Below are 19,240 nucleotides of genomic sequence, written 5' to 3'. Positions count from 1 at the left end.
AAATCTGGAAATAAAAGTAACAATTGTTTAAAAGAGTATTAAAAATTTAACACTTTTTAAATTCCACTACCTATTTTACACAGATAGTGAGCTATTTTGATTTATTTCGGTCCAAAAAACTATTGCTGATTGTTATCTTCGTTTTTCTTTCTTTCCTTTTCTTCCTGACGTTGTTTTCTTCTCAGTTCACGTTCTTCTTTTCTGGTTAGCGGAACCGTAGGGGTAACGGGATTTTGAGCAGGCTCTGTCTTCTTTTCTTCTTTTTTAACTTCAGGTTCATTGTTTACCGGTTCAGTAGTAACTGGTACTTCGGTAGGAACAGTAAAATCAGTAGAATCGACCGTTACGCTGTCAGTTGAAGTTGTATCCCTGATAATTCTTGGACTAGGGCAATTGTAAGTGCGGGTAATATCAACTGTTGCTTTAGGGAAGGGTCCGTAAGTATATCCTGATTTCGGATCGAGGTAAACTTTTTCCATAAACTTTGCAAAAATTGGCAGGGCAGTTCTCGATCCTTCACCTTGTTCACCGTTTTTAAAGTGGGCTGTTCTTTCATCACAACCTACCCAAACACCCGTTACCAGATCTTTAGTTAAGCCCATGTACCAGGCATCTACATAATCAGAAGAAGTACCTGTTTTACCACCAATCTGATTATTTTTCTTAAACAGGTTAGGCCATTCCCATAAGGCTTGGGAAGTACCTTCAGGTTCTTCCATACCACCACGGAACATATAGGTCATTAACCAGGCAATTTCTTCAGTTAAAACCCTTTTTGTTTTAGGTTTAAATTCGTCAATTAAATTGTTATCCTGATCGGTAATTTTCTCTACCAATATGGGGTCGGTTTTAATACCCTTATTCATGAAAGTAGCATAAGCTTTTACCATCTCGTAAACGGTAACATCATTTGATCCTAAACTTACGGATGGAACAGATTCTAAATGGCTATCAATACCACATTCGTGTGCATATTTAACCACGTTATCCCAGCCCACCTTTTCAGTTACCTGGGCAGTAATGGTATTTACCGATTTTGCCATGGCCCACCGTAAGCTCATTTCGCGGTAAGAAACACTGTAATCGGCATTTTTAGGCTCCCAGTATTTGGTCTGGCCCTTATCTTGATAAGCAATTTTAACCGGTTTATCAGTAAATTTATCACAAGGGCTCATGCCTTGTTCTAAAGCCGTTAAATAAGCAAATGGTTTAAAAGTAGAACCTGCCTGGCGTTTAGCCTGATTTACGTGATCGTATTTGAAAAACTTATGGTCTATACCGCCAACCCAAACTTTAATTTTACCGCTTGCGGGTTCCATGGTCATCATTCCCGTATTCATGATTTTTCCGTAATAACGGATTGAATCTAAAGTAGAGAATAAAGTATCGCGATCACCTTTATATGTAAAAATCTGCATCCTTTTCTTTTTATTGAAATAGGCTTTAACAGAATCTGGATTATTCGGGAATTTCTTTTGTAAAAGGGCATAGATAGGCAGGTTTTTCATTGCTCTATCCGGATAATCAACTTTTTGCTTTTCAGAATCGTACCAGGGATCTTCGTTACCCCATACACTGTAAAACCTGCGCTGTAAAATCCTCATCTCATCCGCAACCGCTTCTTCGGCATACCCCTGCAATCTTGAATCAATGGTCGTGTAAATTTTCAATCCATCTTCATACAGGTCGTAACCATTATCAGTACACCATTTCTCTAAATATTTTGCCACAGCTGCCCTTAAATAAGAGTCGCCATCGCTGCCATCCTGCATCTTGCCTTCTTTTAATTTGATGGGTTCTTTTGATAATTGCGTTAAACTATCTTTGCTCAGGTATTTGTACTTATTCATCTGCGCGAGTACCACATTTCTTCTTTCCAGTGCCTTTGCAGGATTTTTAGTTGGATTGTATAAGGTTGTGCCCTTTAACATTCCCACAAGCATAGCTGCATCGGTAGTGGATAAATCTTTGGCCTCTTTATCAAAATAAATCCGGCTCGCTGTTTTTATTCCATAAGTATTATTACCAAATGAAACGGTATTAAGGTACATCGTAATGATGTCGTTTTTAGAGTAATTAGATTCTAATTTTACTGCAGTCTGCCATTCTTTTAATTTTACAATCAATGTTCTTATTAATGGGATTTTAATTAATAATCCCTGTGATTTATTGTAACGTGTACGGTAAAGGTTTTTTGCTAATTGCTGGGTAATGGTACTGGCTCCACCATCCTTTCCTAACCCAATAACAGCGCGGCCAACTGCCTGTACATCAATACCCCAATGTTTATAAAAACGCACGTCTTCGGTAGCAACCAGCGCATGCAATACACTAGGTGCAATTTCATTATAATTTACAGGGGTTCTGTTTTCTTTAAAGTACCTGCCAATCAGTTTTCCATCGGCAGTATAAAGTTCAGAACCAACACGCAGGGTAGGTGCTTTAATATCCCGAACACTTGGTGAGTAGCCGAAAAGCCACAAAAAGTTTAATTGAAGCGCAGAAAAGAAAATTATTATAAAAAATAAAACTATTGTAGAATAACGTAAGTACTTGTTTTTTATCTCTTTAAACATATTGGATAAGATGATCTTTAGGTAAAAGCTGTGGCGTTAAATATAAAAAACTCTATATGCAAATTAACGTATTTAATTTACTTATTTTTTAGTTCTATATTTAAATTATCGACGCATTGGTTTATCTAAAATAATACATGATTATGAAAAACGAATTTAAAGGATTAATTGTACAGGGAGATAAGAAATTTTCTTTAAAAAACCATAAAACAGATTTTACCGGGGGTATAACAAAGAAAAAGCTAAAGATGCATTGGTGAATTCGAAAATAGAGCTAAACCACTTACAGGAGAAATTATATGCATCTGGAAAACATTCGCTTCTGATTATCTTTCAGGCGATGGATGCCGCAGGAAAGGATAGTGCTTTAGAGCACGTAATGAGTGGCTTAAATCCACAGGGATGCCAGGTTTACAGTTTTAAAGTACCTACCTCTAAAGAATATCAGCATGATTTTTTGTGGAGACATTATAAGGCCTTGCCCGAACGTGGACGGATTGGCATCCATAACCGTTCGCATTACGAGAATGTTTTGGTCTGCAAAGTACATCCTGAATATATTTTGAGTGAAAATATTCCGGGTTTTTCAGATGTAAAAAAGGTTAACAAAAATTTTTGGCAGCAACGTTATAAAAGCATTAAAAACTTTGAGGAACATTTAACCGCCAACGGAACAGTGATTCTGAAATTCTTTTTAAATGTAAGTAAAGCTGAACAGAAACAGCGCTTTCTGGATCGGATAGAGGATCCAACAAAAAACTGGAAATTTTCTTCCGGGGATATTAAAGAAAGGGCATTGTGGGATAAATATATGGATGCTTATGAAGATGCGATCAACGCAACAAGTACCGAAGAATTACCTTGGTATATTATACCAGCCGATAAAAAATGGTTTACGCGATTGGCTATTAGTGAGATCATTGTAGATAAGTTAAAAAGTTTAGATCTTGAATTTCCGGTACTGGGAGAGGAAGAAACAGCAAAGCTGAGTGAAACCCAAAGTATTTTGCTAAGTGAGTAAAAAAATGCAGGTCTATAAGCCGGGTTCTGTTTCCTGATTGCTCAGGCTTCTATCATTTATCCACTATAAACGTTGCCGTTTATCTCTAACGACCTACCCACTAACATCGGACGGGCAGCCCTTTATCCCGGCGTAAAGTCGGGATGTTAGCCTATTTGGTCTTTCAACTCCCGGGGTTTACAAACCACTGCAGTCGCCTGCAATGCTCGTGCGCTCTTACCGCACGTTTTCACCCTTACTCCGATAATCGGAGCGGTATATTTTCTGCTGCACTAATCCGTAATTCAGGTTTTCATTCCTGAATCCCTTTCCGTTAGAAAGCGGGATGCCCTGCGTTGCCCGGACTTTCCTCTCTTCCGGTTTTACCCGAAACAGCGATAGAACAACCTGCATTTTGCGCAAAGATGAGACTTTTTAAGCACAAAGTATCTAAAATATCATTATTGTGATATTTATTCGTTAGTATTTTTATAATAATGAATATTATTTACAATTCTGCAAATCTTTTGAAACCTTCGAATAAGGAACAAAGCCTTGCTTATTACCAAAAGAATTGGTTACAAAAACCATTACCTGTGCCACATCAATATCAGCCAGTTCAGGGAAGGCAGGCATTTTTTCTTTGTATTCTTTTCCGTGAATAATCAAAGATTCGTTTGTCCCGTTTTTAATAAAACATGCTAAACGAGATTTGTTTGTCTTTTAAAAATACAGAATCGGTAAGTGGAGGAGCAAGTTTACCTAATCCTTCGCCATTTTCGCCGTGACAATTCTGGCACTTGGCTTTATAAATATCTTTTCCGTTCGACATGTAATTTTGCAGATCGATGGTTTCCTGGTTTTGGCAGGAAATAATGATGCCTATAACAAAAATGAAAAAGATTGAATTGATGATGTACTTGCGCATGGATGTTTTGTTATTAAAATCGTTTCGAGCGGAATGAAATGGAGCCGAGAAATCTTTTAAATTAGCTTCAAAGATTTCTCTGCTCCGGTCGAAATGACGATAAATTCTATTTATTTTTTATATTCAGCTAGTAAAACCGGAATATCTTTTCTCAATTGTTCTACCTGGTCTTCCTTAGTTCCATCGTAAGCACCGCGAATTCTCCTGTCCTTATCAATCAAAACAAGGTAACCCTGGTGGATGTAACCGTCTTTAGCAGTACTGTCTTCGCCCACTGCCACTAAGTAATTTTTCTCGGCCAAAGTATATACGCTATCTTTAGTACCATAAAGAAACTGCCATTTCGGCCCATCAACGCCTAATTTTTGAGCATACTTTTTCAAAACATGGGGTTTGTCATATTTAAAATCGATCGTGTGTGATACAAACATTACATCAGGATTGGTTTTAAAGTCATTATAAACCGTCATTAAATTACGGTGCATGGTAGGGCAGATGGTGGTGCAGGAAGTAAAAAGAAATCGGCCACATAAACTTTGCCATCAGTCGCTTTATTTGTTGTGATCACACTATCCTGGTTTAGGAAAGACCAGGCAGGAATGGTTTGGTAAACGGTATCGATTTTTTCTACTCCAGCAGCATCTTTAACGGTTTCGGCATGGCGCTCTCCATAAAAAGGAAGTTTTTCTCTCTTGTTTGCACGACGCGAATAATAAACCTGCGCCTATTAGGATTGTGATGTAGCTGATATTTTTCATTGTGTTATAATTCAATAATTGATTAATATGTTCAAATGTACTGTATTTTGTTTTTTACTTTTTTATAAAAATCATTAAGCCGAGCAAGCTAACGGTTAAAATTAACAAGGCCGCTAATAAGATAAAGAAATCACGAAAGTTTTTCCCTGCCCAATCCAGGTAATGAAATTTGTGCAAAAAAGCAAAAGAATACCCTTCGTAACGATCGGCATCTGCAATTTTTGCAGCTAAACGGGATGTTTTGGTGTCGATATATAAGTTAGTGTGATTGGGAGTGTTATAAGTTAGTTTTACAACAGGGAGGCGTTTAAAAACAAACCCATATTCTCTATCATCGAATTTATAGAGTACGCTGGTTTTTATTAGTTTCGCTTTGCAAATGGCATTTTCAGTAGCGTTTGAACTACAACATTCCATTTCTGGCTCTTCTGTATCTTCTGATTTGTTTTCAAATTTATTCGCTAAAAATTTAGCGTATTCGAGATTACCGTTGTTGAGTTTCGAACTATCGTTTGCATTTATATAAATCGTTTCTTCCGGCAGATCTTCGGTTTTATTGTAGAATACCTGAAAATATACCTGTTTTTTAAACTTTACAAGGGAAATATTACTCAGCCTGTCCAAATCTAAATTTAAAATGTTATTGGGTATTTTAAGTTCACTAATATTGATGGTTGGCTGGTAAACTACATTTTGAATGGTATTTAATTTAAGCTTATTCATAATATGGTAAGCTCCACTAAATGCAAAGGTTAATGTTAATAAAGAAATGCAAATCCCAATCTGACGGTGATAAAGCCTTAAAAAACCAATTTTGCTTCCCTTTTTTGGTTTTTTAAATTTTTTCCAGAGCACACCATAAATTAAAATGCCACTTAAAGCAGATAAAGCAATAATGGACAATAAAGCCACCATAATACAAGTTTTAACGATGTTATTACTGATTGCTTCTAAAAATGACCAGCTATGAAAATTATCAAACAGCCATAAAAAGGTTTTTCTTGCATCAGTATTAAACGTAGCCAATTGAGATGAGGCTGTTTCTACATAAACATCCATGGCATCCTTTCGGTTAAAACTTACTTTCCAAACCGGAAGATATCTGTTTACATATTTATATTGCTGACTAAAGTCTGTTTGAACAGTAATTGATTTGATTTTGCTCGTACTATCTGCAATAAAATAACGAGCCAGGTATTCAGCATAAAGTTTGTCTCCATTGCTTAATGCTATTCCGGTTTTCGTATTAAAGTATTGTAAAATCGCCCTTGATACTTTTAAGCTGATAATAGGTTTGCTGATTGAAATTTACTATCCTGAAGTTTTTAAACTCCTGGATATTATTTTTACGCAAAACATCCTGAAATGTGAGTTGAATCTGCCCCTTATCGATGGATTTTGGTACTAAAATCTGATGGGCAATTTGCGGCTTAAACCAGTTGGATAAAAAAGGATGCATCAATCCGGATAATGTCCAAAAAATAACAGGAATAACCGTAATAAGACCAATAGTACGATGCCATTTGTACATATTACGCTTGACAATTTGTTTAAGATTTGATGTTTTATTATTCATCTTTAAAATTTTTATTTTAAATGAAAGAGGTAAAATGAAAACCTGACGCTATCTGATTAAATCTTTTGGTAATTCTATTTTTTTCCTGCAAAGTTATATTGGATTCCGAACACAAATGTTCTTGGTGCCGCAGGAGTAAAGGTGCTAGTATCTGTTGCATTATTTCCTCTGGTAACATTTGTTGCGTAAAGTGTATTTCCTAAATTCATTACATTACTATATACTTCGACAGCTTTAATTTTATATTCAATCCGGTAGTTTAGTAGCGTATAACCATCATATTTAACTGTGTTTATCTGATTTTGGTAGTAAGAAGATAAATATTGCAACTCTATTGACATCCGCAGATTTGGCAATTGTTTTGGATAGTAGTTTAACTCTGTATTGTATACCCAGCGTGGCGCAGATGGCATTTCGTAATTGTTCAGGTTCTGTAAAGCATCTTTAGGATTATCACTTACCTGAAAATTGATGAATTTGTGTATGGCAACTGTGCCGCCAAAACGGAAAGAAAATTGCGGATCGGGATTAGCGGTTATGCCAAATTCAATTCCACGATGCAAAAGTTTTTCCTGCCGATTGATAATCGGTTGAATTATCTGGTTGACGGATACTTAGCAACTCATTTTTGCCATCCATTTGGTAAATAGCAATATCAGCATAAACTTTATGGTTAAAGAATGTTGCCCAACCTCCAAGCTCGTAATTCTGGAAAGTTGCAGGCTCCAAATTGTAATAGAACTGGGCAGGACTGGTATTAGGCTTTGCCCTAAAAATTGCAGTTAAAGCGGTTGGCGAAAAACCCTGTGCGTAATTGGCATATAGCCCTTTCTCCTGATCGATCTGATAAGTTACCCCAATTTTAGGCGTTAACTTACTGTATGCTTTTTCACCAGCGCTGTTATCTAAATTATTGATATAAGTAAAGCTCATTCTGTCGTATCGGAGACCTGTAGAAAATCTTATTTTTTTACCGGTTCGAAATCATATTGCAGATAACTTGCTGCATTGCGGATTTTAGCGTTGTAGTTAGCCAATTGAATATCCGGACGTTCTTCTTTAAGGCTGTATTTTTCAACCGATTTTCCATCAGGACGAAGTTGTGCATTTAAATCAGTTTGATAAGCCCAATAATCGTTCGGAGAATAATCAAACATGGCTCCGGCAATTAATTTTGAATTTAAGAAATTGAAATGTTGACTGTGCTGCGCAATAACACCATAACTGTTGAAATTGTTAGCATTAATTTGACCACTTGCAGTAGTTTGGCCTGTTTTCCATCTGATACCATAGGAAGGATTTTGACCTAATTCATCGTTTCTGTTAAAAATGGTAACAAATGATTTGGCATTTTCATTCCATTCATGTTCAAGGGTTAACCGTGATTCTATTCGCATCCGATTTGCGGTAAGCGAAATCAGATGTGCTCAGGTAATTTCTGCTATAAAAAGCAATACTATCTACACTACCACTCATTTGGGAGTTGTATTTACCGTAAATAAAATTACCAATTAAGCGTGTTTTAGGAGTGAAATTATATTCTAAATGGGCATTTATTGTTTGTTTATTATAATCAGAAGCGGTCATCCAAGAATTGGTTTGTTTACTGGTTAAACCTCCTACATAGAATCCAAATTTTCCAATTGTAGCACCCGTACCAAACTGAAAGCGCTTATATCCCCAGTTATCAAATTGAAATCCTGCTTTAGCAGTGGGAACTATTGTTGGCCTTTGCATAATAAAATTAACAGCACCACCAATAGCTTCTGGTCCGTATATGGATGAAACCGGACCTTTTACAACTTCGATAGAACTAACCGTATATTGATTAACTTGTAAAAGGGCATTGTGATTAAAAACACCCATCGGACGAATAGGAACACCATCTTCCATATATAGATAATATGGATTGGTTGTAATTGGCTGTCGGATAGACATCATGTGTTGTTCATTGCCTAAATCAACCATTAAAACACCAGGCGTCTTATTTACCACCTCGAATAAAGTGGTGGCTTTCGTTTCGTCGATTAATTTAGCACTAAGTTTAGTTATTGCAATGGGCGTTTCGCTACGTAACGAAGCTTCTCTATTTGCCGTAACCATAACACTCTGCAAAGATCTGGAATCTGGTGTTAATTCTATATTTTGATTATTGTAAGCTTTAATTTCTACATTTTTATAACTGATGCAGCTAATTAAAATATCTGGTGAAAGCTGGCTGCAAGTTAATTCGAAATAACCTTCATTGTTGGTTTTTGTAGCATTAACGCTATTTTTTTCCTTAACCAGCGCAGCAACAACAGGTTCCTTTGTTTGTGTATCGTATATTTTTCCTTTAATCGTTTGGGCGTATGCGGCAATATTAAGGCATAACAAAATGCCTGTTAGTATTTTGAATTTCATTCTTTAAAAATTGGGTGGTAATTAATAGTTTAAAACTAACCTGCGTGATAACATTTGTATTTTATAGATAAACATGGTAGCATTAACGCCTGATTGGCATAAACTGGTGCTTTCTATTTTGTGTTATGAGTGGTTATAATTAAAAATTAACCCAATTTTGGAGGATGGAAAATGGATATGGAAAGATCTTTAACCGGTTTTTCGATGTAAAGATTTTCTGAAGTGATGATAAAATAGGGAATATGATGATTTAATGCAACAGTCTGAAATCTGGGTTCAGCCTCTATAACTCTTTTAAGGTTTTCCTGAACCTGCTTGTTTTTACCATCAAGCTCTTTTAGTTTTTTAGCCAGGAAACACTGTCCGTCGCAATGGAGTTCAGGATGTTCTTTGTTAATACAGAATACACTCGTAATATACTCTTTGTTCATTTTGTAGCCCGAATAAATCGCCAATTGCATGAAACCATTAGAAACGGTACAGGTAATTAAAAGATATATGAGGACTTTTTTGAACATTTTAATTGCGCTGCAAAAGTATTAAAGAATTTGGTTGCAGCAAAGAAAAATAAAAATTGGCTGATTTTAAATTTTAAAGTAGAACTTAAACTCTATAAAGTATAATATCTTCCAAGAATTTAAAGCCTTTAAGATTTAATGTATAAAGTTTTAAATCATGAAATATTGCGGTAGATGCAATTGAAGCATCTGGAAGATTAAGATTGTGTGATGAAGAAAATTGCTCCACTAATTTTACTGCTTGTGTGGATATTGGGGAAGAAATGGGTAGGACCACTAAATTATTGATATCTTTTCTGATTAAACTTAACTCTTTTTTGTTTCTGGCTCCATAAAGTAATTCTGCACAGGTAACATCTGAAATTGCAACGCTATTTTGACCAATGTTTTTAAAAGTTTCGATGACGGTATCATTTCCTTTATAAATTTTAATAAAGATGTTTGTATTAAACAGAACCATTATCTTTTCCAAGCTTTATCACGAAGTTCTTCCGGGTTAACATCGTAATCACTCCAAATGCCTTAGGATAAAGAAAATTCTACCACTTCAGTTGATTTCTCCGCATTAGTTATTCTTAATTCAGCATCAATATCCCACGATTTCAAAAAGTTCAACAAAGCATCAATCTTGCGCAGCTCTAAATTGTCTTTTAAGATTATCTCCGTCATGATATTATTTTTATTTTAAATGTAAGAAATCTTTGTTATCGATATGAATTCCTTAAACGACTGTACGGTTCGTATCTTACAAGTGATTTCAATATATTTTTGAGTTTATGAAGCGGCTTTACAGGCGTTTTTGGTTAAAATATTTTTTTCTATCTTGCCATACACAAAAATGAGACCTATGAAATTATTTAAAACTATCGCGTTGATGATGGTATTATCATCATGCGCCAAAAAGAAGTTCCGGATGTACCTCCAACCTTTAGTGATTTAGATTGGACCAGACTCGAAATTGCTGACGGGAGAGAAGCCCATGCTGTTTATGGGAATATTGATGATACATTAATGGTATCTACCTTAACTGAAATTTATCAAACTACTGATAAGGGCAAGACCTGGAAAAAAACAAAAGTAAATAATCAACCTATTTATGGTTTTCTGTCTGTAAAGGATACCATTTTTGGCTTACAGGCAAACGGTCTGAAAGATAAAGACAATCATAAACTGGCAACTTTTAGCCAGTATTTCAGTTTAGACAAGGGATTTACATGGGATTGGTGCGGTAAATTTGGAGTTTCGGAACAGCGATCTCAGGAATTTGCGAGCGTCTTTGTAAATAACCAGCTTAAAATTAAACTTAAAGAAAATTTAGAAGCTTTTGATGGTGGTCCGGCAAATGGCTCTGGCTATGTTCTGAAAAGTGATATCGAAGTTTTTAAAAACGGAACTTCAAAAATACTTGCAGTTCCATTTAATAATCAGCTTACCAACTTACACCTGGATAAGTCAGGAAGGCTTTATGTTTCTGCAACAAGGAGTATTCATGATAAAAACACAGGCAAATATGTTTCAACCGAAAAGAATCACCCTGCGATTATTTATATTTCTAAGAAAAATGTAAGAGAGTTGATTGACTAATAATCAAAATAAAATAGCGTCGTCATCTCTATCAGATAGCTATCGGATAGAGATGACGACACTAAACAAAAAAACACAGATGAAGATCATTCATCTATGTTTATCCTTTTTATCTGTGGTTAAAAAATCTATTTATGCTTGCAAATCAGCCATAACCGCTTTAATTTTTTCTCCTAATTCTTCATTCACTTTTTCAAAATTGGCTCTATCGGCCAAAGGCGCATTTACACTACAATAGAATTTAATCTTAGGCTCCGTACCACTCGGACGTGCAGAAACAATACTTCCATCTTCAGTTATAAACTGCAAAACATCAGAAGTTGGATAATCGAGTTTAGTTACTTTTCCGGTTACCAAATCAGTCTCCTGACTTAACTCGTAATCTTTCAGTACCGAAACTTTCGAGCCGCCCAATGTTGCAGGAGGGTTTTCCCTGAATTTAACCATCATGGCTTTAATTTCTTCCGCACCTGATTTGCCTTTTTTGGTTAGTGAAACCAGATCTTCTTTGTAAAGGCCATATTCTACATACATATCCAATAAGGCATTGTATAAACTTGCGCCTTTATCTTTATAGTAAGCCGTCATTTCAGAGATAAAAGCTGCAGAAACTACCGCATCTTTATCCCGTACCAAATCGCCGATCAAATAGCCGTAGCTCTCTTCGCCACCACCAATAAAGTATTTTTTGCCTTCCAGCTCGGTCATTAACTGACCAATGTATTTAAATCCTGTTAAGGTATTGTAGTAGGTTACATTTTTCTTTTTGGCAATCTCTTCGATCAGGTTAGAGGTTACAATGGTTTTCACAATAAACTGGTTGCCATCTAATTTGCCGCTGTCTTGCCAGGCTGATAACAGGTAATTGATTAATAAACTCCCAGTTTGATTACCATTAAGCAGTACCCACTCACCATTATTATCTTTTACGGCAATACCTACACGGTCAGCATCAGGATCGGTAGCCAAAACTAAATCCGCATCAATTTCCTTTGCCTTGTTCATTGCCAAGGTTAATGCATCTTTTTCCTCAGGGTTAGGATACACTACTGTTGGGAAATTTCCGTCTGGTGTACTTTGCTCTTCAACTAAAGTTACATTCGTAAAACCAAATTGCGCTAAAGCTTTAGGCACCAATGTAATTCCGGTTCCGTGGATAGGAGAGTAAACAATCTTTAAATCGTGCTGTCTTTTAATGGCTTCGGTAGAAATCGAAAGCGCCGCAATACCATCTAAATAAAGTTTATCTACATCTTCGCCAATCAATTCAATATTTGCATCAACACGATCAAATTTTACTTCATCAATGCTTTTAATTTTGTTTACCTCATCAATGACCAATTTATCATCAGGTGATGTAAACTGGCCGCCATCGGCACCGTAAGCTTTATAACCGTTATATTCTTTAGGATTATGCGAGGCGGTTAGCATTACACCACTTTTGCAACCAAAATGGCGCACAGCAAAAGAAAGTTCAGGTGTTGGTCTTAATGCAGAGAAGAAATATACCCGTATCCCGTTTGCAGAGAAAACATCGGCTGTAATTTTAGCGAAATAATCAGAGTTATTGCGACTATCATGCGCAATAGCAACTTTGATTTTTTCGTTCGGATATTTATTATTTAGATAATTGGCTAATCCCTGTGTAGCGGTTCCGATGGTGTATTTGTTTATGCGGTTCGAACCTGCCCCCATAATGCCGCGTAAACCTCCTGTTCCAAACTCTAAACTTCTATAAAATGCATCTGTTAATTCCGTAGTTGCATCTTTTTCCACAAGGGCCTGAATTTCTGCCTTGGTATTCTCATCATAGTTCCCACTTAACCACTGATTAATTGTGGCTTGCGTTGATTGGTCAATTGCCTGCATTGAGCTGTTTTTTTAGTTTAATATGTCATGTTTTAAGGATGATGTTTGGTTAAAACGTACTTATTTTAACTCATCCAAATTTTATTTTGTTGAGGGTGTTGCTTTTAAGCCGCTTTTGTTTAATTTCACGCCCCGATACAATAATAAAGAAAATCCAGTATTAATGTGAAGCGATTGTGTTTTTTTAAAAAGTAGCAAAACCAGTAAGGTTACCTTCATTTGATTACGGGTAAAAAACAATTTACAAATAGATGAAACCGTCATAATTTTTAAACCACCGCGTGGGATAAAAACATGATAGCTTTATTACCTTTAAAATAATTGGCAAGTAAATGAAAATATTAAAATTTGGGGGTACCTCTGTAGGTAGCCCTGAGCGCATGACGAAGTTGTTGGATATCATTAATCCAAATGAAGAACAGATTGTAGTTTTATCAGCCGTGTCTGGTACTACAAATAGTTTAGTAGAAATTGCAACTCATTTTTTAGCTGGGGATAAGAAGAAGGGCAGCGTTGCGATTGAAAATCTATACCAAAAATATAAAACCTTTGTTGTTGAGTTATTACCTTCTTCCGAATTTCAGGAGCAGGGAAATGAAGTAATCGATTATCATTTCGGTTTCTTAGCAGGCTTAGCGAATGATATTTTCACTTCAATTGAGGAAAAAGTAGTATTAGCGCAAGGTGAGCTGTTATCCACCACTTTATACCATATTTATTTAAAATCGATAGGTGTACCATCGGTATTGTTGCCTGCTTTAGATTTCATGAAAACGGATGAAGATAACGAACCTGATATTCCTTTCACCACAAAGCACTTAACACCTTTATTAGAACAGCATAAAGATAATAAATTATTCATTACACAGGGGTACATCTGTCGCAACAGTTTTGGCGAAGTAGATAATCTACGCCGTGGCGGCAGTGATTATACAGCATCATTGCTGGGTGCTGCAATTCTGGCTGAAGAAGTTCAGATCTGGACAGATATAGATGGAATGCATAATAATGATCCACGTATTGTTAAAGGTACTAAACCAATTGCACAGTTATCATTCGATGAAGCAGCTGAGTTGGCTTATTTTGGAGCGAAGATTTTGCATCCTCAATCGGTTTTCCCTGCACAGAAATATAAAATCCCGGTTCGTTTGTTAAATACGATGGAACCTTCTGCGGCGGGTACTTTAATTACGCATGATAGCGAAAAAGGTAAAATTAAGTCAATAGCCGCTAAAGATGGTATTACCGCAATCCGTATACAATCTAGCCGCATGTTATTGGCTTATGGTTTCTTGCGCCGTGTTTTTGAGGTTTTTGAGCGTTACAAAACACCGATCGATATGATAACGACCTCTGAGGTTGCTGTATCCTTAACTATAGATGAAACCGCCCATTTGCCACAGATTATCGAAGAACTGGAAAGTTTTGGAACCGTTGAGGTAGATACCGATCACAGTATTGTATGTGTAGTTGGGGATTTCGGTTCAGAGAAACATGGTTTCGCCAGCAGGGTTTTGGAAGGTTTAAAACACATTCCAATCCGTATGATTTCTTACGGTGGAAGTAACTATAATGTTTCACTTTTAATCTTAAGCGAGTATAAAACTGAGGCTTTAAGAAGCTTACACAATAGATTATTCGAATAACAGAAAAAAAGCGCCCATAATTACCATTAATCCGATCAGGAAGTGAAAAGCCAGAAAGCTTGATAGTAATAATCCATTTTTGTACTTTTTATAGGAGTTATATAAACCTGCTGAAAGGATAAGAACGATAAATATGGCGGCTGCTAGCTTCATTTTTTGATAAATAAAAGGAACAGTACAATGAAGAGTAACACGATAAAAAATCGAATTTTTCCATTGTATTGTTTCCGGGTAATTCTTCCATGCTTTAAATCCAGGTAATTACCCAAATAAATTAGCCCGAAGAATAAAATTAAAATTATAATAAGGAATTTGAACATGTTCGCCGATAAAGATATATCAAAGTTTAACAATATTGAAACGCCATTTTACTACTATGATACTGATCTGTTGCAAAAAACCTTGCATACTTGTGCAGATGCTGCAGCTCCATATCATTTCCATATCCATTATGCACTAAAAGCGAATTTCAACAGTGTGCTGTTAAATCAGATTAAAGAAATTGGTTTCGGTGCAGATTGTGTGAGTGCCGGTGAGGTAAGAAGAGCAGTTGAGGTGGGTTTCGATCACAAAAAATTGTATTTGCCGGAGTTGGCAAATCTGATAAAGAAATTAATGAAGCCCTTGAACTTGATATTTTTTGCTTTAATGTAGAATCTATCCAGGAATTAGAAGTGCTAAATGAACTTGCCGGTAAAAAGGTAAAACGGCTCAGGTAGCCATCCGTATCAATCCTAATGTTGATGCCCATACCCACCACAACATTACCACAGGCCTGGATGAAAATAAATTCGGGATTAATTCCTGGGATTTACCAGAATGCGCCGAAACGTTAAAAGCATCTCCAAACCTGAAGTTTATTGGTATCCACTTTCACATCGGTTCGCAGATTACCAATCTGGACGTATATAAAAACCTTTGCGTGCGTGTAAACGAATTTGCAGCCTGGTTTGAAGATAAAGGATTTAGCCTTAAAGTATTAAATGTTGGTGGCGGCTTAGGCATCGATTATTACAATCCTGATCACCAGATTCCTGACTTTGAATCTTATTTTAAGATTTTTAACGAGTTTTTAACCGTTAAACCTGGTCAGGAAGTACATTTTGAATTGGGAAGGGCATTGGTTGGTCAATCAGCATCATTAATTACGCGGGCACTATACATTAAAAACGGAAAGAAAAAAAACTTTGTAGTATTAGATGCAGGAATGACCGAATTGATGCGCCCCGCTTTATATCAAGCCTACCATAAAATCGAAAACTTGTCTCAAATCTCAAATCTCAAATCTCAAATCTCAATTAAATACGATATCGTTGGACCGATCTGTGAGAGTACCGATTGTTTTGGTAAAGAAGTAGAGCAACCTGAATCGTTCAGAGGTGATATTTTTGCCATCCGTAGTGCGGGTGCTTATGGTGAAGTAATGGCTTCGAAATATAACTTAAGAGATGCGATAAAATCGGTTTATAGTGATGAGATATAATTGTCACATTGAGCCTGTCGAAATGCTTCAAAGTTCTTCGACAGGCTCAGAATGACAAATCAATTATTTCTTCTTCGACGCGACAAACACAATTACCCCCGCTACCAAAATAATACCACCTGCGTAAGGAGGCCAATTCACAGATTTTTCTTTATCAGCAGATATTTGAATGGGGCCTGCGTCAACAATTTTTTCTTTTTTAGTGTAAGAGAAACCAGTCCAGATGAGCATAGCAATGCCCACAACGATTAATATAATTCCTAATGTTCTGTTCATAATATTTTATTTCTATCAGAACAGCATCAGGTCGATTATGTTTTATTGAAATGAATAGCCGAGACTTATCTTTTGCGCATAATTAACATTGTCAGCCATTTCATAAGAAAGAGAAAATCGCTTGATGTATAAGAAATAATTAAAAACCCAACCAAATGAATTTTTCCCGTTAATTTCATCGTAAGCTTTTGCCCCAGATCTGAAACTGTTTGCGAAATTAGGTGTACCGCCAAGAAAAAATCTAAATGCGTGCCTTATATCATGGTCATTTCTGGCTCTCCAGATCACTTCCGTAGATAATCCTGTTGTCCAAAGTACGTTTCTATTTGTTACCGCTACGTAATCTGGAATAGGATTGCTATAAACCTCTTGCCTGAATTTGGTATAAGCCCCGCCTTCGAAACTAAGTGCATTTTCAAAGTTGATGTACCTGAAATCTGTATTCCCGTTAGCTGAGGTATTATGAAGTCCGGCAGATAACCGTAAACCAACACCACTAATGGATTTTTGAAATGATGGAAGATAATTCTTTAAATCAGGTGTATTTTTATCCCTATCTCCACCTTTTGCTTTTCCTACATAACCGAAAATTCCATAAGAAATATTTACTTTTTGAAAGTATGTGAGCTGTTTATGTTTGCCATTCCTAATCCGAAATTGGTGCCGGTATTCGGAGAAGTAGAACCCGCATAACTTGCCGATACAGTTGTTAAGGTTTTTATGGTATCAGCACCCATTGCTTTTGGCATATAGCCCATATTGTTACCCAATACAGCTGGGGTAAGCAAAGATGTACAAGAAGTAAGTGCAGAAAGGAAAAGTAAAGAAGAAAGAGCGATAATTTGATTTTTCATTTTGTAATTTTTTATTTATTCGTCAAAAAAATCAACCAGTCCACCTAAAAAGTATTCCTGGATACCTTCGGTAAAATCTTTATAGTCTTCATCAGGGATATTGGTTTGTTTAAATTCTAATGATGTTCCTTTTTTATCTTCATGAAGTTTAATGGTTACGATAGAAGGTTCGTTTTCCTCTCCAAAATACCATTGTTGCACAATCTGCTTCCCATAAACAAATTCGATGTTTTTACCAGTAATATCTCCATCCCAGAAAGAAAATTCCGTTCCGGGTACTTCTTCAAACTCAACTTCAGCACCAGTCCATAATTTTATACTGGTTTCTTTGGTAAGGGCTAAATAAACTTCTTCGGGTGGGGCAGGTATGTAGGTATATTTTTTAAAATCCATAAATATTTTTTGATATAAAGCACAAAGCTAAGGATGTAATGTAAAGATTGAATAAAAGTTAATAAAATTAGGATCAGGACTATTTAAATGCATTTAATCCGGTCACATCCATGCCTGTAATCAGTAAATGTATATCATGTGTACCCTCATAGGTTACTACAGATTCTAAATTCATCATGTGGCGCATAATTGAATATTCACCTGTTATCCCCATTCCGCCAAGCATCTGACGGGAATTTCTGGCAATATCCAACGCAATTTCGACGCTGTTTCTTTTGGCCATTGATATCTGTTCTGCCGAAGCCCTGTTTTCACTTTTCAGTACGCCTAAACGCCAAACCAACAGCTGACCTTTGGTAATTTCGGTCACCATTTCGGCTAGTTTCTTTTGCTGTAACTGGAAACCACCAATAGGTTTTCCAAACTGTATACGTTCTTTCGAATAGCGCAAAGCAGTATCATAACAGTCCATTGCGGCTCCTAAAGCGCCCCATGCAATACCATAACGCGCCTGGTTTAAGCAACCCAATGGTCCTTTTAATCCGCTGATTTCAGGAAAAATATTTTCTTTAGGCACTTTTACATTGTCAAAAACAAGCTCACCGGTTGCCGAAGCCCGTAAACTCCATTTATTGTGTGTTTCCGGAGTCGAAAATCCTTCCATTCCACGCTCTATCACCATTCCCCTGATTTTACCAGCTTCATCTTTTGCCCAAACCACAGCAATATCCGCAAAGGGTGCATTACTGATCCACATTTTTGCGCCATTTAAAATATAATGGTTCCCTGCATCTTTAATATTGGTGACCATCCCGCCAGGGTTAGAACCATGATCAGGTTCTGTTAATCCAAAGCAGCCCATCATTTCGCCACTGGCTAATTTAGGGAGATATTTTTTACGCTGTTCCTCGGTTCCATAAGCATAAATAGGATACATCACCAACGACCCCTGAACAGAGGCGGTAGAACGGATACCAGAATCACCACGTTCTATTTCCTGCATTAAAATTCCATAAGCCATATAATCTAAACCTGCTCCACCATACTCAACCGGAATGGTAGGGCCAAAAGCACCAATATCGGCCAGACCTTTTATTAAATGTTTTGGAAATTCTGCTTTTTGTGCGTAATCTTCAATAATCGGGCTCACTTCTTTTTTACCCAATCTCTGGCCGTAGCACGGATTAATTTGTGCTCATCGGTTAATAATTCATCTAATAAATAATAGTCTGGCGCCTCGTACAGGTCTTTTTTTGCTGATTTGCTCATGTAATTTCGTATTATCTGGTTAAGAAACCGCGTTCATTTCAAAGGTAACAATTTACGGCAAGGGGCATTATATTCATGAATAAAAATTTAATTTTGCAGCTTACAGA

The 19,240-nt window shown here is 36.5% G+C and carries 21 protein-coding genes, 1 other RNA gene and 2 pseudogenes; 4 read left to right on the top strand and 20 right to left on the bottom strand.

Annotated features, from left to right (window positions below; translation table 11 throughout):
• Positions 1–119: 119 nt before the first annotated feature.
• Entirely contained in the window at positions 120–2,576 is a 2,457-nt protein-coding gene (locus ACQ86H_RS14230) for a transglycosylase domain-containing protein (protein ID WP_138821189.1), read from the bottom strand.
• A 256-nt stretch (positions 2,577–2,832) separates the two neighbouring features.
• Here ACQ86H_RS14230 and ACQ86H_RS14225 point away from each other — a divergent pair, with 256 nt between their 5' ends.
• Complete coding sequence (locus ACQ86H_RS14225) at positions 2,833–3,597, top strand: polyphosphate kinase 2 family protein (RefSeq protein ID WP_431295265.1); 765 nt, start codon at positions 2,833–2,835, stop codon at positions 3,595–3,597.
• Here ACQ86H_RS14225 and rnpB read toward each other — a convergent pair.
• The 13 genes from rnpB to ACQ86H_RS14160 all read right to left on the bottom strand — a co-directional run bounded on the left by rnpB (position 3,597) and on the right by ACQ86H_RS14160 (position 10,428).
• Positions 3,597–3,991: RNase P RNA component class A (rnpB, locus tag ACQ86H_RS14220), an RNA gene on the bottom strand. The two genes, ACQ86H_RS14225 and rnpB, sit on opposite strands and share 1 nt — an antisense overlap.
• A gap of 89 nt (positions 3,992–4,080) precedes the next feature.
• Positions 4,081–4,245 (bottom strand): hypothetical protein, encoded by a 165-nt coding sequence (locus tag ACQ86H_RS14215; RefSeq protein WP_431295264.1) that lies wholly within the window; start codon positions 4,243–4,245, stop codon positions 4,081–4,083.
• A 19-nt stretch (positions 4,246–4,264) separates the two neighbouring features.
• A complete protein-coding gene (locus ACQ86H_RS14210) occupies positions 4,265–4,504 on the bottom strand; it encodes a c-type cytochrome (RefSeq protein ID WP_431295263.1) in 240 nt (79 codons plus the stop codon).
• A gap of 110 nt (positions 4,505–4,614) precedes the next feature.
• On the bottom strand, positions 4,615–4,989 hold the full coding sequence (locus tag ACQ86H_RS14205; RefSeq protein ID WP_431295262.1) for an SCO family protein: 375 nt from the start codon (positions 4,987–4,989) through the stop codon (positions 4,615–4,617).
• A gap of 327 nt (positions 4,990–5,316) precedes the next feature.
• Positions 5,317–6,321, bottom strand: coding sequence for a PepSY domain-containing protein (locus tag ACQ86H_RS14200; protein ID WP_431295261.1), 1,005 nt, complete (start codon positions 6,319–6,321; stop codon positions 5,317–5,319).
• A 187-nt stretch (positions 6,322–6,508) separates the two neighbouring features.
• Positions 6,509–6,838: a hypothetical protein gene (locus ACQ86H_RS14195; protein ID WP_431295260.1), complete on the bottom strand. Its 330-nt coding sequence runs from the start codon at positions 6,836–6,838 to the stop codon at positions 6,509–6,511.
• 74 nt (positions 6,839–6,912) lie between these two features.
• Positions 6,913–7,401, bottom strand: a complete 489-nt coding sequence (locus ACQ86H_RS14190; protein WP_431295259.1) for a TonB-dependent receptor domain-containing protein — start codon at positions 7,399–7,401, stop codon at positions 6,913–6,915.
• Positions 7,385–7,771 (bottom strand): TonB-dependent receptor domain-containing protein, encoded by a 387-nt coding sequence (locus tag ACQ86H_RS14185; RefSeq protein WP_431295258.1) that lies wholly within the window; start codon positions 7,769–7,771, stop codon positions 7,385–7,387. Before ACQ86H_RS14185 ends, ACQ86H_RS14190 begins: the two co-directional genes overlap by 17 nt.
• A 29-nt stretch (positions 7,772–7,800) precedes the next feature.
• Positions 7,801–8,235 carry a hypothetical protein gene (locus ACQ86H_RS14180; protein ID WP_431295257.1) on the bottom strand — a complete coding sequence of 145 codons (435 nt, stop codon included), beginning with the start codon at positions 8,233–8,235 and terminating at the stop codon, positions 7,801–7,803.
• Positions 8,207–9,241, bottom strand: coding sequence for a TonB-dependent receptor (locus ACQ86H_RS14175; RefSeq protein ID WP_431295256.1), 1,035 nt, complete (start codon positions 9,239–9,241; stop codon positions 8,207–8,209). Before ACQ86H_RS14175 ends, ACQ86H_RS14180 begins: the two co-directional genes overlap by 29 nt.
• A gap of 146 nt (positions 9,242–9,387) precedes the next feature.
• Positions 9,388–9,759, bottom strand: coding sequence for a hypothetical protein (locus ACQ86H_RS14170; RefSeq protein WP_431295255.1), 372 nt, complete (start codon positions 9,757–9,759; stop codon positions 9,388–9,390).
• Between the two features lie 85 nt (positions 9,760–9,844).
• Positions 9,845–10,231 carry a type II toxin-antitoxin system VapC family toxin gene (locus ACQ86H_RS14165; RefSeq protein WP_431295254.1) on the bottom strand — a complete coding sequence of 129 codons (387 nt, stop codon included), beginning with the start codon at positions 10,229–10,231 and terminating at the stop codon, positions 9,845–9,847.
• A 50-nt stretch (positions 10,232–10,281) separates the two neighbouring features.
• Complete coding sequence (locus ACQ86H_RS14160; RefSeq protein WP_168202420.1) at positions 10,282–10,428, bottom strand: hypothetical protein; 147 nt, start codon at positions 10,426–10,428, stop codon at positions 10,282–10,284.
• Positions 10,429–10,650: 222 nt separating this feature from the next.
• Between ACQ86H_RS14160 and ACQ86H_RS14155 the strand changes: the two genes are divergently transcribed.
• Complete coding sequence (locus ACQ86H_RS14155) at positions 10,651–11,343, top strand: hypothetical protein (protein ID WP_431295253.1); 693 nt, start codon at positions 10,651–10,653, stop codon at positions 11,341–11,343.
• Between the two features lie 132 nt (positions 11,344–11,475).
• On the opposite strand, the gene ACQ86H_RS14150 is transcribed toward ACQ86H_RS14155, so the two are convergent.
• Positions 11,476–13,212 carry a phospho-sugar mutase gene (locus tag ACQ86H_RS14150; protein ID WP_431295252.1) on the bottom strand — a complete coding sequence of 579 codons (1,737 nt, stop codon included), beginning with the start codon at positions 13,210–13,212 and terminating at the stop codon, positions 11,476–11,478.
• Between the two features lie 332 nt (positions 13,213–13,544).
• Between ACQ86H_RS14150 and ACQ86H_RS14145 the strand changes: the two genes are divergently transcribed.
• The gene (locus ACQ86H_RS14145; RefSeq protein WP_431295251.1) at positions 13,545–14,858 is read left to right on the top strand and encodes an aspartate kinase; all 1,314 of its coding nucleotides are present in this window, start codon (positions 13,545–13,547) and stop codon (positions 14,856–14,858) included.
• Here the strand turns inward: ACQ86H_RS14145 and ACQ86H_RS14140 are convergent.
• Entirely contained in the window at positions 14,847–15,011 is a 165-nt protein-coding gene (locus tag ACQ86H_RS14140; protein ID WP_431295250.1) for a hypothetical protein, read from the bottom strand. The genes ACQ86H_RS14145 and ACQ86H_RS14140 overlap by 12 nt on opposite strands.
• 165 nt (positions 15,012–15,176) lie before the next feature.
• Here ACQ86H_RS14140 and lysA point away from each other — a divergent pair.
• A pseudogene (lysA, locus tag ACQ86H_RS14135) lies at positions 15,177–16,341 on the top strand (diaminopimelate decarboxylase).
• A 63-nt stretch (positions 16,342–16,404) separates the two neighbouring features.
• Here lysA and ACQ86H_RS14130 read toward each other — a convergent pair.
• From ACQ86H_RS14130 to ACQ86H_RS14115, 4 genes and pseudogenes are all read right to left on the bottom strand, one after another.
• Positions 16,405–16,617 (bottom strand): hypothetical protein, encoded by a 213-nt coding sequence (locus ACQ86H_RS14130; RefSeq protein ID WP_138821201.1) that lies wholly within the window; start codon positions 16,615–16,617, stop codon positions 16,405–16,407.
• Between the two features lie 605 nt (positions 16,618–17,222).
• Positions 17,223–17,471, bottom strand: a complete 249-nt coding sequence (locus ACQ86H_RS14125) for a hypothetical protein (protein WP_431295249.1) — start codon at positions 17,469–17,471, stop codon at positions 17,223–17,225.
• Positions 17,472–17,486: 15 nt separating this feature from the next.
• Positions 17,487–17,864 (bottom strand): SRPBCC domain-containing protein, encoded by a 378-nt coding sequence (locus ACQ86H_RS14120; protein WP_138821203.1) that lies wholly within the window; start codon positions 17,862–17,864, stop codon positions 17,487–17,489.
• Positions 17,865–17,943: 79 nt separating this feature from the next.
• Positions 17,944–19,133: pseudogene (locus ACQ86H_RS14115) on the bottom strand (acyl-CoA dehydrogenase family protein).
• Positions 19,134–19,240 lie beyond the last annotated feature (107 nt).

It is taken from the genome of Pedobacter sp. P26 (assembly GCF_050632135.1).
Taxonomy (GTDB): domain Bacteria; phylum Bacteroidota; class Bacteroidia; order Sphingobacteriales; family Sphingobacteriaceae; genus Pedobacter.
This window is presented reverse-complemented; position numbering and strand designations above follow the sequence as displayed.

What these genes read in the sequence shown, in the direction of transcription:
- ACQ86H_RS14140 (WP_431295250.1), bottom strand. Translation starts at nt 15,011, where the DNA reads ATGAAGCTAGCAGCCGCCATATTTATCGTTCTTATCCTTTCAGCAGGT.
- ACQ86H_RS14160 (WP_168202420.1), bottom strand. Translation starts at nt 10,428, where the DNA reads ATGACGGAGATAATCTTAAAAGACAATTTAGAGCTGCGCAAGATTGAT.
- ACQ86H_RS14200 (WP_431295261.1), bottom strand. Translation starts at nt 6,321, where the DNA reads ATGGATGTTTATGTAGAAACAGCCTCATCTCAATTGGCTACGTTTAAT.
- ACQ86H_RS14180 (WP_431295257.1), bottom strand. Translation starts at nt 8,235, where the DNA reads ATGCGAATAGAATCACGGTTAACCCTTGAACATGAATGGAATGAAAAT.
- ACQ86H_RS14205 (WP_431295262.1), bottom strand. Translation starts at nt 4,989, where the DNA reads ATGCACCGTAATTTAATGACGGTTTATAATGACTTTAAAACCAATCCT.
- ACQ86H_RS14150 (WP_431295252.1), bottom strand. Translation starts at nt 13,212, where the DNA reads ATGCAGGCAATTGACCAATCAACGCAAGCCACAATTAATCAGTGGTTA.
- ACQ86H_RS14120 (WP_138821203.1), bottom strand. Translation starts at nt 17,864, where the DNA reads ATGGATTTTAAAAAATATACCTACATACCTGCCCCACCCGAAGAAGTT.
- ACQ86H_RS14185 (WP_431295258.1), bottom strand. Translation starts at nt 7,771, where the DNA reads ATGAGCTTTACTTATATCAATAATTTAGATAACAGCGCTGGTGAAAAA.
- ACQ86H_RS14155 (WP_431295253.1), top strand. Translation starts at nt 10,651, where the DNA reads ATGCGCCAAAAAGAAGTTCCGGATGTACCTCCAACCTTTAGTGATTTA.
- ACQ86H_RS14130 (WP_138821201.1), bottom strand. Translation starts at nt 16,617, where the DNA reads ATGAACAGAACATTAGGAATTATATTAATCGTTGTGGGCATTGCTATG.
- ACQ86H_RS14125 (WP_431295249.1), bottom strand. Translation starts at nt 17,471, where the DNA reads ATGAAAAATCAAATTATCGCTCTTTCTTCTTTACTTTTCCTTTCTGCA.
- ACQ86H_RS14230 (WP_138821189.1), bottom strand. Translation starts at nt 2,576, where the DNA reads ATGTTTAAAGAGATAAAAAACAAGTACTTACGTTATTCTACAATAGTT.
- ACQ86H_RS14170 (WP_431295255.1), bottom strand. Translation starts at nt 9,759, where the DNA reads ATGTTCAAAAAAGTCCTCATATATCTTTTAATTACCTGTACCGTTTCT.
- ACQ86H_RS14195 (WP_431295260.1), bottom strand. Translation starts at nt 6,838, where the DNA reads ATGAATAATAAAACATCAAATCTTAAACAAATTGTCAAGCGTAATATG.
- ACQ86H_RS14175 (WP_431295256.1), bottom strand. Translation starts at nt 9,241, where the DNA reads ATGAAATTCAAAATACTAACAGGCATTTTGTTATGCCTTAATATTGCC.
- ACQ86H_RS14210 (WP_431295263.1), bottom strand. Translation starts at nt 4,504, where the DNA reads ATGCGCAAGTACATCATCAATTCAATCTTTTTCATTTTTGTTATAGGC.
- ACQ86H_RS14145 (WP_431295251.1), top strand. Translation starts at nt 13,545, where the DNA reads ATGAAAATATTAAAATTTGGGGGTACCTCTGTAGGTAGCCCTGAGCGC.